Annotated in this window: 10 protein-coding genes; 5 read left to right on the top strand and 5 right to left on the bottom strand. The window is 73.1% G+C overall.

The features are described from left to right. Positions 1 to 327: 327 nt before the first annotated feature. Positions 328 to 531, top strand: coding sequence for a cold shock domain-containing protein (locus tag ABZ945_RS26585; RefSeq protein WP_248636847.1), 204 nt, complete (start codon positions 328 to 330; stop codon positions 529 to 531). A 191-nt stretch (positions 532 to 722) separates the two neighbouring features. On the opposite strand, the gene ABZ945_RS26580 is transcribed toward ABZ945_RS26585, so the two are convergent. The 5 genes from ABZ945_RS26580 to ABZ945_RS26560 all read right to left on the bottom strand — a co-directional run bounded on the left by ABZ945_RS26580 (position 723) and on the right by ABZ945_RS26560 (position 6,310). Continuing rightward, positions 723 to 1,655 carry an ROK family protein gene (locus ABZ945_RS26580; protein WP_361274319.1) on the bottom strand — a complete coding sequence of 311 codons (933 nt, stop codon included), beginning with the start codon at positions 1,653 to 1,655 and terminating at the stop codon, positions 723 to 725. Between the two features lie 98 nt (positions 1,656 to 1,753). Next, positions 1,754 to 2,671, bottom strand: a complete 918-nt coding sequence (locus ABZ945_RS26575; RefSeq protein WP_361274316.1) for a carbohydrate ABC transporter permease — start codon at positions 2,669 to 2,671, stop codon at positions 1,754 to 1,756. Continuing rightward, a complete protein-coding gene (locus ABZ945_RS26570; protein ID WP_361274313.1) occupies positions 2,671 to 3,582 on the bottom strand; it encodes a sugar ABC transporter permease in 912 nt (303 codons plus the stop codon). The genes ABZ945_RS26575 and ABZ945_RS26570 overlap by 1 nt, the downstream gene beginning before the upstream one ends. A gap of 34 nt (positions 3,583 to 3,616) precedes the next feature. Continuing rightward, positions 3,617 to 4,882: an extracellular solute-binding protein gene (locus ABZ945_RS26565; RefSeq protein ID WP_361274310.1), complete on the bottom strand. Its 1,266-nt coding sequence runs from the start codon at positions 4,880 to 4,882 to the stop codon at positions 3,617 to 3,619. A gap of 624 nt (positions 4,883 to 5,506) precedes the next feature. Continuing rightward, a complete protein-coding gene (locus ABZ945_RS26560; RefSeq protein ID WP_361274307.1) occupies positions 5,507 to 6,310 on the bottom strand; it encodes a DeoR/GlpR family DNA-binding transcription regulator in 804 nt (267 codons plus the stop codon). 261 nt (positions 6,311 to 6,571) lie between these two features. Here ABZ945_RS26560 and ABZ945_RS26555 point away from each other — a divergent pair, with 261 nt between their 5' ends. The 4 genes from ABZ945_RS26555 to ABZ945_RS26540 all read left to right on the top strand — a co-directional run bounded on the left by ABZ945_RS26555 (position 6,572) and on the right by ABZ945_RS26540 (position 10,515). Then, positions 6,572 to 7,561 carry an ROK family protein gene (locus tag ABZ945_RS26555; protein WP_361274304.1) on the top strand — a complete coding sequence of 330 codons (990 nt, stop codon included), beginning with the start codon at positions 6,572 to 6,574 and terminating at the stop codon, positions 7,559 to 7,561. Next, positions 7,558 to 8,532, top strand: a complete 975-nt coding sequence (locus tag ABZ945_RS26550; RefSeq protein ID WP_361274301.1) for a 1-phosphofructokinase family hexose kinase — start codon at positions 7,558 to 7,560, stop codon at positions 8,530 to 8,532. The genes ABZ945_RS26555 and ABZ945_RS26550 overlap by 4 nt, the downstream gene beginning before the upstream one ends. 102 nt (positions 8,533 to 8,634) lie before the next feature. Then, entirely contained in the window at positions 8,635 to 9,585 is a 951-nt protein-coding gene (locus ABZ945_RS26545; RefSeq protein WP_361274299.1) for a sugar isomerase, read from the top strand. A gap of 93 nt (positions 9,586 to 9,678) precedes the next feature. Further along, a complete protein-coding gene (locus tag ABZ945_RS26540; protein ID WP_361274296.1) occupies positions 9,679 to 10,515 on the top strand; it encodes a ketose-bisphosphate aldolase in 837 nt (278 codons plus the stop codon). Positions 10,516 to 10,533 lie beyond the last annotated feature (18 nt).

The raw sequence follows: 10,533 nt of genomic DNA, 5'->3' as shown, positions 1-10,533 counted from the left end.
GTCGCCACCGTCGACACCTACGTCAACAAGCTGTCGATCCCCATCGACATCAGCAAGGTCCTCGTCGACATCCTCTGAACCCTGGGTGACCCACCTCGCGGCGCCCGGCCGGGAACCGCTCCCCGGCCGGGCGCCGTCGCGGTTTCCGGCGCCCGAAACTCCCGGCCGACCGGGTCCGACGGCGACCTCATGGCACCTGATGCGTCCCGGCAGCGTGTCGAAGGCGGGCGGCAGGGTAGCGTGATGACCAGCCTCCGACCGTGTCGGAGCGCTCACTGTCTCATTTCGCCGGGTCTGTGTGGCCCGGCGCTACCAAAGGAACATCGCATGGCCAGCGGCACCGTCAAGTGGTTCAACGCGGAGAAGGGCTTCGGCTTCATCGAGCAGGCGGGCGGCGGCCCGGACGTCTTCGCCCACTACAGCAACATCTCCGGCAACGGATACCGCGAGCTGCAGGAGGGTGAGACCGTCACGTTCGACATCACCCAGGGGCAGAAGGGCCCGCAGGCGGAGAACATCGTCCGCGGCTGAACCACGGGTCGCATCGAGGGCCTCGACCGCTTCGGTCGAGGCCCTCGGTGTTCCCTGGGGCGGGCGTGGCACCGCTGCCCTCGGACGCCAGGGAGAACCAGTGGTTCGCCATGCCGGAGGAGCGGCAGACTGAGACGACTGCGGCGAGGCGTCGGCCTCGCCGGGGCGACCAGCGCATGGTTGATCGTTCGTCAGCTGCCGCCGCCGAGCGGACCTGCGCCCTGCCCCGCCGCCCGTACCCGCCCCAGGTCCCGGGCCAGCAGCGCCGCCCCCACGCACGCCGATCCGTCGCCGAAGCGCGCCGGACGGAGGTCGGGCACGTCCTGCCCGGTCAGCCGGGCCGCGAGGGCGGCGCGGAGGGGCGGGACGCACGAGGCCCCCGCCTCGGCCGGCCCAACGCCGAGGACCAGCCGCTCGGGCCGGTGGCGGCCCACCACCGGCGCCACCGCGTCGGCCAGGGCGTCCAGGGCCTCGGCCCGGATCGCGAGGGCGGCGGCGTCCCCGGCGTCGGCCCGGTGGTACACCTCGCGGGCGCTGAGCCCCCGCCAGGAGGTGGCGCGGGCATAGCGACGGCTGACGGCCGCGCCGGAGGCGACGGCTTCCAGACAGCCGCGGCCACCGCAGTGGCAGGGCTCGCCCCCGGGCCGTACGACGGTGTGGCCGAGTTCGTCCGCCTCCGGGGGCCCGGCCCGCACGATCCGTCCGCCTACCACCAGCGCGGCGGCCACGCCGTCGCCGACCGAGACGGACAGGAAGTCGGGGCAGTCCCGGCCGGCCCCGTCACGCGCTTCCGCCAGCGCGGCGGTGCGTCCGTCGTGGCCGACGGCGACGGGCAGATCCAGGTGCTCGGCCGCCCAGTCCCCGACCGGTGTCCCGTGCCAGCCCAGAGCGGTGGCGCGTACCGCCCGCCCGGACACCTCGTCCACGGCGCCGGGCAGGACGATGCCCGCGGCGGTGGGACGCCAGCGGTCGGCGAGGGTGGCGGCGCAGCCGAGGACGCTGTCCAGCACGGCGTCCGGCCCCCGCTCCGGGCGGGTGAACCAGCGTGCCCGCTCGCGGACCGCCCCGCCCGGGTCGACGGCGCAGCCCGTGATGTGGACGGCGCCCACCTGCAGGGCCAGCACGGTCCCGCCCTCCGGGCGCCGGCTTCCGGCCGCCGCCTCCCGTGGGCGGGTGGCCGGCGCTCCGGGGGGGGGACGGCGGGGGCGGGCGACGGGGAGCGCTACTTGACGGATCCGGCGGTGAGACCGGAGACGACCTTGCGCTCGATGAGGGCGAAGAGGATGACGACCGGGACGATGGCGATGACCGAGCCGGCGAACAGGTAGTTCCACTGCACCGTGTAGTTGCCGATGAAGCTGTTGATGCCGACGGTCAGCGGCTGGCTCTCCGGGACGGTGGAGAGGGTGAGCCCCATGACGAACTCGTTCCAGGCCGCGATGAAGGTGAAGATCATCGCCGTGACCACCCCGGGCACCGCGAGCGGCAGGGTGATCCGCAGCAGTGCCCCGCCCCGGCTCAGCCCGTCGATCATCGCCGACTCCTCCAGGGCCTCGGGGATGGAGGCGAAGTAGGCGGTGAGGATCCAGATCGCGAAGGCCAGGTTGAAGGCCGCGTTGCACAGGATCAGGGTCCACACGGAGTTGAGCATGCCCAGCTGGTAGAACTCGCGGTAGAGGCCGACCAGCAGGGAGGTGGGCTGGAACATCTGGGTGACCAGCACCAGCAGGAGGAACAGCTTGCGGCCCCGGAACCGTATGCGCGCGGTGTAGTACGCGGCGGGGACGGCCACCAGCAGGACGAGCAGGGTGGATCCCCCGGCCACCAGCAGCGTCACCCGGAGGTTGTCCCCGAGGTGGGACTCGCGCCAGACGTTGACGAAGTTCTCCCACCGGAACTCACCGGGCAGATACCCGGCGTCGCGCAGTTCGTGGGCCGGCCGCAGCGCGGTGATCACCATCTCCGCGTAGGGCAGCAGGAAGACGGCCGCCAGCAGCCAGGCGCAGCCGGCCACCAGCAGGGTGCGCGGGCGCGGTGTCCGGGGGCGGCGCGGGGCCGCGGGCGGCCTGCCGCCGGACGGGCGGCCCGGAGACCGGGCGGGCCCGCCGGCCTTGACGGGGGCGAGGGTGTGCTGGGCCATCAGGTCTCCTCCTGGTTCCAGCGGCTGACCTTGAGGAAGACGCCGACCATGACCACCACGAGGGCGAAGTTCACCACGGACATGGCCGCGGACTGCCCGATGTCGGAGTTCTTGAGCTGGTACATGAACACGGTGGTGGTGGCGGTGTCGCTGTCCGGGCCGCCCCGGGTCATGCTCCAGATGACGGGGAACGAGTTGAAGACGTTGATGAGGTTGATGACCACGCCGACCAGGAACGCGGGCCGCAGCAGCGGGAGCGTGATGCGCAGATACGTCTGCCAGGGGCTCGCGCCGTCCACCCGGGCCGCCTCGTAGACCTCCCCGGGGACGGTCTGCAGTCCCGCGAGCAGGGTGTAGGTGGTGAACGGCAGGGACACGAAGACGGCGACGAACATCATCCAGGGCCAGGCCGTCGAGGGGTCGCCCAGCCAGTCCTTCGGGGCGTCGATCAGCCCCAGGTCGGTCATCAGCGTGTTCAGCACGCCGGCGGTCTGGTTGAGCATCCACGTGAAGCCGATGGCGGTCATCACGACCGAGGCGGCCCAGGGGGCGATGAGCGCCCACCGGGTGACGCGGCGGCCGGGGAAGCGCTGGTTGAACAGCTGGGCCAGCGCCAGCGAGACCACCATGGTGGTGGCGACCACCACCACGGTCCAGATGACGGTGGAGAGGACGACCGACGGCAGCGACGGCTCGTCGAACAGCTGCCGGTACTTGTCGAATCCGGCCGACCCCCGGACGAATCCGCTGCTGCTGATCCTCAGGAACGAGGTGCGGACCATCTCGTAGACGGGCCAGAGGACGACGAGCGCGATGAGCGCGACGGCCGGTCCGATCCAGGGCAGCGGCCCCAGCCGGGCCAGGAGCCCCCGGCCCCTGCGACCGGGCCCGGCGGTGGAAGAAGTGGACACGAGGGTGCCTTCCGTGACGGTGCGGTACGCGGGGCTACTGGTCGGAGACCGTGTCCTCGGCCTTCTTCTGCAACTCGGCCAGGGTCGTGGCGGGGTCCTGCACGGCCGTGCCGCCGCTCTTCTTGATCTCGGCGGACACGGCGTCCCAGGCGGTGTCGCCCAGGGGGTAGAAGACGGCGTTGGGCAGCAGCTCGAAGAAGGGCTGGAGGTCCTTGTGCCGGCCGTTGCCGGTCATCTCCTGGAGCGTGTCCTCGGTGACCGGCATCAGGTTGTACGTCTCGTCGAACTTCAGCGTGTTCTCCTTGGAGTACGCGAAGTCGAGGAACGTGCGCACCTGTTCCCTGTTGCCGTTGTCCTTGAAGGCCATCATCCAGTCGGCGACGCCGAGGGTGGACTTCAGCGCGCCGCTCTTCCCGGGGATGGGCGCCACGCCGTAGTCGATCTTGCCGTCCTTCGACATCTGGATGAGCGAGGGATGGCCGTTGAGCATCGCGGCCTTGCCGGCGGCGAAGTCCGCGAACGCCGTCTTGCGGTCCGTGGTCGCGGGGTTGGCGTAGGTCAGGCCCGGCTGGACGAGGTGGGACTTCAGCCAGCCGAACGACTCGACGTTGGCCGGGCTGTCGAGGGTGTACGCGCCTTTCGCGTCGGTGAACCCGCCGCCGTTGCCCAGCTCCCAGATCAGCGACTCGCCCTGCGCCTCCTCCGGGCCGAGGGGCAGCGCGTACGGGGTCACTCCCGGCACCTCCGCTTTGATCTTCTCGGCGGCGGCCTTCAGCTCGGCCCAGCTCCCGGGCACCTTGGTGACGCCCGCCTTGGCGAACACCGCCTTGTTGTAGAAGAAGGCCCGCGCCGAGGAGACGAACGGGATGCCGTACTGCGTGCCGTCCACCTCGCCGGCCTTCGCGAAGCTGTCGATCAGATTGGCGCGGGTCTGCTCCGACAGCACCTCGTCCGCCTTGTACAGCAGGTCGTCGGCGACCTTGTCGGCGTAGCCGCCGGTCTGCAGGACGTCCGGGACGTTGCCGCTCTGGATCATGGTCTTGACCTGTGCGTCGATGTCGTTCCAGTTGATGACCTGGACATCGACCTTGATCTTCGGGTGGGCGGCGGTGAAGCGCCGGGAGACGTCCTCCCAGTAGGCCGTCGAGCTGTTGGACGCCTTGTCGCCGTAGTCGGCAGCGACCAGCCGCAGCGTCACCACGCCGTCCGCGTCCGCCGTGCCCCCGCCACCGCCGCACGACGTCAGGGTGAGCGCGCCGACGGCGCAGATACAGGCCACCGAGAGCAACCTTCGGTTCATCGTGACTACCGCCTTGTGTCCTTGCCGGTCGAGCGACGCGGCCTCATGGGTCGGGGATCCGCAGCAGGAAGACCTCATGCGCCGAGTTGCACCATGGAGCCTTCTTTCGCTCATTTCTGAGCAGCCGTTGCGGAGGAAGTAAACACGAGGAGGCCAGCGGAGAACCAGACCTCTCGGACAGAAAGTCGGCCGGAGAGGTGTCGGCCGGCCGGTGAGGGCGGGGTCCGACCAGGACAGGACCGAAGCGCGGCCCAGCGGCACGTGCGGGAGCCGGGGCGCGGGGAAGGGAGGCGGGCCGGGCCCGGGGAGGTCGGGCGCAGGCAGCTGAGGCGGCCGGGCACGAGAGGGGCCGGGCGGGCCTGGCCGCAGGGGGCCGGGCGCGAAGGCGCTGTGGGCGGCCGAGTGGTGGGGATCTCGCGGTGGAGGCGGTGCGGCGGGTGCGCGGTCAGTGGCGGGGAGGGGCGTCTCGGGCCCGGCCACCCCGGCGTGAGCGGGGACGGGGCCCGTACGCGGCGGGGGGCCGGAGCGGCTGGCGGGGGCGGCCACCGCTCGGCCGGGAGGCCCGGGGGGGGCGGGCGCCGTCGGCGCGGGCGGGGCCCCGGAGGGCGGGGGCGGCGGCCGCTCTCAGACGCGGATGACCTCGATCCCTGCCTCGGTGAGCCGGGCGGCCATGTCGGGGCCGACCCCGGAGTCGGTGACGAGCACGTCCACCCGGTCCAGGCCGCAGATCCTGGCGAACGCGCGCTTGCCCATCTTGGACGAGTCCGCCGCGATGATCACCTTCCGGGCGCGCTCGGCGAAGAGCCTGCTGATGCCCGCCTCGCCCTCGTGGTGGGTCATCACGCCCAGTTGCGGGTCCACACCGTCGACGCCGAGCACCGCCACGTCGAGCACCACCTGGTTGAGCACCCCCTCGGTGAGCTGGCCGACCAGTTCGTAGGTCTGGGCGCGGGCCACGCCGCCGGTCACCACCACCCTGAACTGCGGGCGCACCGCCAGCTCGCCGGCGATGTTCAGCGCGTTGGTCACGACGGTGAACACCTGCCCGGCCGAGGGTCCCTGGCGCTCCGCGGCGACCGCGGCGGCCCGCAGCGCCAGGGCACGGGCCACCTCCGTGGTGGTGGTGCCGCCGTTGAGGCCCACCGCGATGTCCGCCTCCCCCACCAGGTCCGCCACCGCGTTCGCGATGCGCTGCTTCTCGGGGACATGGCGCGAGGACTTGTAGCGCAGCGGCAGCTCGTAGGAGACGCCGTGCGCGATGGCCCCGCCCCGCGTGCGGATGAGCAGCCGCTGCTCGGCCAGTTCGTCGAGGTCGCGGCGGATGGTCGCGGGGGACACCGCCACCGAGGCCGCGGCCTTCTCGACATCCAGCGTGCCGTCGACCGCGAGCAGCTCCAACAGCTCGCTCCACCGCTTCTGCTTGGACATGCGCCGTATCCCCTCGGACCTGTGAACGCCTCTGCCGCGCGCAGTGAGGGCGAACGTCCCGCGCCCGGCGGTGCATGTGCTCCTCGGTAGGTCTGCGCGGGGTTGATCGTAACTCTGCGCCAACGCGCAGACGGCGAACGGGGCGTTCCTCCGGCGTCTGCCGAAGTCACCTGCTGTTCCCCCTGGACGCAGTACGACATGCCGCGCATACTTCCACCAACCAAGTTGCAAGGATTTGCTCACTATGGAAGCTGAGTAAGCATGTTCAAGCAAACAGCCCCGGTGTTCGATGACTCCGAAGCGCGGTCCTGTGTCCTCGGTCTCGATGTCGGCGGCACGGGCATCAAGGGGATGGTCCTCGACCACGACCTGCGTCCCCGGGGAAGCGTGCGCAGGAGCACCCCGAGTGCCGAGGGGCCGGACGCGGTGGTCGACGCGATCGCCGCCGCCCTGCGCACCCTGGACGAGATCGCCACCGGGCAGCGGCTGACGGTGCGCCAGGCCGGTGTGGTCGTCCCCGGAATCGTCGACGAGGGGACGCAGACGGCCGTCTGGTCGGCGAACATCGGGTGGCGGGACCTCCCGCTGGCCGCCCTCCTCGGTTCCCGTACCGGTCTGCCCGTCACCCTGGGGCATGACGTGCGCGCGGGCGGCGCGGCCGAATGCGGCCTCGGCGCGGCCCGAGGAGCACGGAACGCCCTCTTCGTCGCCATCGGCACCGGCATCGCCGCGGCGCTGGTGTGCGACGGCGAGCTGGTCCGGTCCGCCGGATACGCCGGCGAACTCGGCCATGTCCCGGTCCCGTCCGGGCGGCGCCTCTGCACCTGCGGGGGCAGCGGCTGCCTGGAGACCGTGGCGTCCGCGGCCGCCATCGTGCACGCCTACACCGAACGGACCGGGCGGACGGTGTCCGGCGCCGCGGACGTCGCCGCCCTCGCCACCCGGGGTGACGCGGTGGCGCGAGCGGTGTGGGCGCAGGCGGCAAAGGCCCTGGCCGACGCCCTGGCGACCGCGACGACGCTGCTCGCACCGGAGGTGATCGTGCTCGGCGGCGGTCTCGCCGAGGCGGGCCCGCTACTGCTGGACCCGGTACGGAGCGGGCTCGACGAACGACTCGGCTTCCAGCGCCGCCCCGCGCTCCTGCGGGCCGAACTCGGCGAGCGGGCCGGGTGCTTCGGCGCCGGTCTGCTCGGCTGGCAGGCGGCCGGGCGTCCCTCGGCGTCCACCCGGACCGGAGCCCTGGCCTCGTGATACTCACCGTCACCCTCAACGCCGCCCTGGACACCACCTGGGACGTGGACAGCCTGCGGCCGCGCACCTCGCACCGGGTCGCCGCCGAGCACGAACGCGCGGGTGGCAAAGGGGTCAACGTCGCCCGGGTGCTCGCCCTGCTCGGGCACGACGTGCTGGTCACGGGTCTGGTGGGCGGCCGCACCGGCCGGCTGATCCGCGACGGTCTGCGCATCCCGCGCCTTCGGGAGGCGTTCACGGAGGTGGCCGGCGACTCCCGGCGCACCCTGGCCGTGGTGTCCCGCGACGACGGCGACGCCACCGTGTTCAACGGCCGCGGGCCGCAGGTCGCGTCCGAGGAGTGGGAGCGCTTCCGCGGCCACTTCGCCTCGCTGCTCGCCGGGGTGCGGGTCGCGGTGTTCAGCGGCAGCCTGCCGCCGGGGCTGCCCACCGACGCGTACGCTCCGCTGATCCGCACCGCCGCGGCGGCCGGAGTGGCCACGGTGCTCGACACCAGCGGCCCCGCGCTGCTGCGCGCCCTGCCCGCCCGGCCCGACGTGATCAAGCCCAACGCCCCCGAGATCGAGGCGGCTACGGGCCAGAGCGGTCTCGCTCGGGGTGCCGCCGCACTGCGGGCGCGCGGGGCCCGGGCGGTCGTCGCCTCGGCGGGTGCCGACGGCCTGCTCGCGCTCACCGCCGACGGCAGCTGGCGGGCCACGCCCCCGGAACGGCTCGCCGGCAATCCGACCGGCGCCGGGGACGCCTGTGTCGCCGCGCTGGCGATCGGGCTGGAGACCGGCGCCGACTGGCCGGAGATCCTGCGCCGGGCCGTCGCCCTGTCCGCCGCCGCGGTGCCCTGCCCGGTCGCCGGCGAGGTCGACCCCGCCGTCTACCAACGGCTCCGCCGAGGGGTCTCCGTGACTTCTGTGACCTCTGTGACCTCCGTGACCTCCGGGGCGGCCTCCGCGGAACCCACGACCCGGCCCCGATGACCGCCCTCCCGTCACCCGCACCCGCCGGCCGTACCGGCCACCCACCCCGCCCCCTTCACCCCACCGCACCCGCACCCGCACCCGCACCCACATGGAGCCAGCGTGACCGTCTTCGAAGCCAGCCGTACCTCCGCGGAGATCGCCTCCCAGCCCGACACCTGGACGCGAGCGGCCGGCTCCGTCAGCGCATACCCGGACGTGTTCCCCCGGCGCGGGGAGCGGGTCGCCGTGGTCGGCTGCGGCACCTCCTGGTTCATGGCCCACGCCTACGCCGAACTGCGCGAGGGCGGCGGGCACGGTGAGACGGACGCGTTCGCCGCCTCCGAGTTCCGGACCGGCCGGGGCTACGACCGCGTGCTGGCCATCACCCGGTCCGGCACCACCACCGAAGTCCTGCACCTGCTGGCCGGGATCAAGGGCTCCGTGCCCACCGGCGCCATCACCGCGGACCCGGCCACGCCCGTCATGGACGCCGCCGACGCCGTCGCCGTACTCGACTTCGCCGACGAGGACTCGGTGGTGCAGACCCGGTTCGCCACCACGTCGCTCGTGCTGCTGCGGGCGCACCTGGAGGCGGAGCGGGCGCTGCCCGCCGGAGTCCGTAGGGTCGAGACGGCCGTACGGGACGCCCGGCGCGCGCTCGCCCTCCCCCTCGACCCCCGGCTGAGCGGCGCCGAGCAGATCACCTTCCTGGGTACCGGATGGACCTACGGGCTCGCGCTCGAAGCGGGCCTGAAGATGCGCGAGGCGGCCGGGGCCTGGACCGAGGCGTACCCCGCCATGGAGTACCGCCACGGCCCGATCAGCATCACCGGACCCGGCCGCGCCACCTGGCTGTTCGGCCCCGCCCCGCGCGGGCTCGGTGACGAGGTCGAACGGGTCGGGGGCCACTTCGCCGCCGCGTCGACCGACGAGGCCGGCGCCCTCGACCCGCTCGCCGACCTGACCACCGCCCAGCGGCTCGCCGTGCACGCAGCCCACGCGCGCGGCTACGACCCCGACCGCCCCCGCAACCTCACCCGCTCGGTGGTCCTGGGCAGCGCGGCCGCCTGACCCGGCCCTTCCTCCACCACCCGCCGGGAGCGGCCCGGCACCCACGTCCCGCCCTCCCACCTCCCGACCCATCACCACCTGGGGAGTCCTTCCATGCCTCTCACCCCGACCGACGACATCGTCGGCCCGGCGCGCGACGCCGGCCACGGCGTCGGAGCGTTCAACGTCGTACAACTGGAGCACGCCGAGGCCATCGCCGCCGGTGCGGAGCGCGCGGCCCTGCCGGTCATCCTGCAGGTCAGCGAGAACACCGCGCGCTACCACGGCTCGCTCGCCCCGATCGGGCAGGCGGTCCTCGCCGTCGCCCGCGCGGCCGCGGTGCCGGTGGCCGTCCACCTCGACCACGCCGAGTCCCCGGCGCTCGTCCGCGAGGCCGTCGGACTCGGTTTCACCTCCGTCATGTTCGACGCGTCCCGGCTGCCCTACGAGGCCAACGTCGCCGAGACGCGCGCCATCACCGAGTACTGCCACCGGGCCGATGTCTGGGTCGAGGCGGAGCTGGGCGAGGTGGGCGGCAAGGACGGTGCGCACGCCCCCGGCGTGCGCACCGATCCGGACGAGGCCCGCGCGTTCGCCACGCTGACGGCCGTCGACGCCCTGGCCGTCGCCGTGGGCAGCTCGCACGCCATGCTCACCCGTGACGCCGCGCTCGACTTCGCGTTGATCGGCCGGCTCAGGGACTCGCTGGACATCCCCCTCGTCCTGCACGGCTCCTCGGGTGTCGGTGACGACGGCCTCGCCCAGGCCGTGGCCGCCGGGATGGTGAAGGTCAACATCTCGACGCACCTCAACGGCGTCTTCACCCGCACCGTACGGGACCGGCTGGACGAGTCGCCGGACCTCGTGGACCCCCGGCGGTACCTGGGTCCGGCGCGGGACGCGGTGGCGGCGGAGGTGGCCCGGCTGCTCACCGTCCTCGCGGACGCTTGAGCACGTCAGGGGGATGGG

Origin of the sequence: Streptomyces sp. NPDC046887, assembly GCF_040644755.1 — a bacterium.
Classification (GTDB): Bacteria; Actinomycetota; Actinomycetes; order Streptomycetales; family Streptomycetaceae; genus Streptomyces; species Streptomyces lichenis.
The sequence above is the reverse complement of the archived record's forward strand: the minus strand, read 5'-3'. Positions and strand labels throughout refer to the sequence as shown.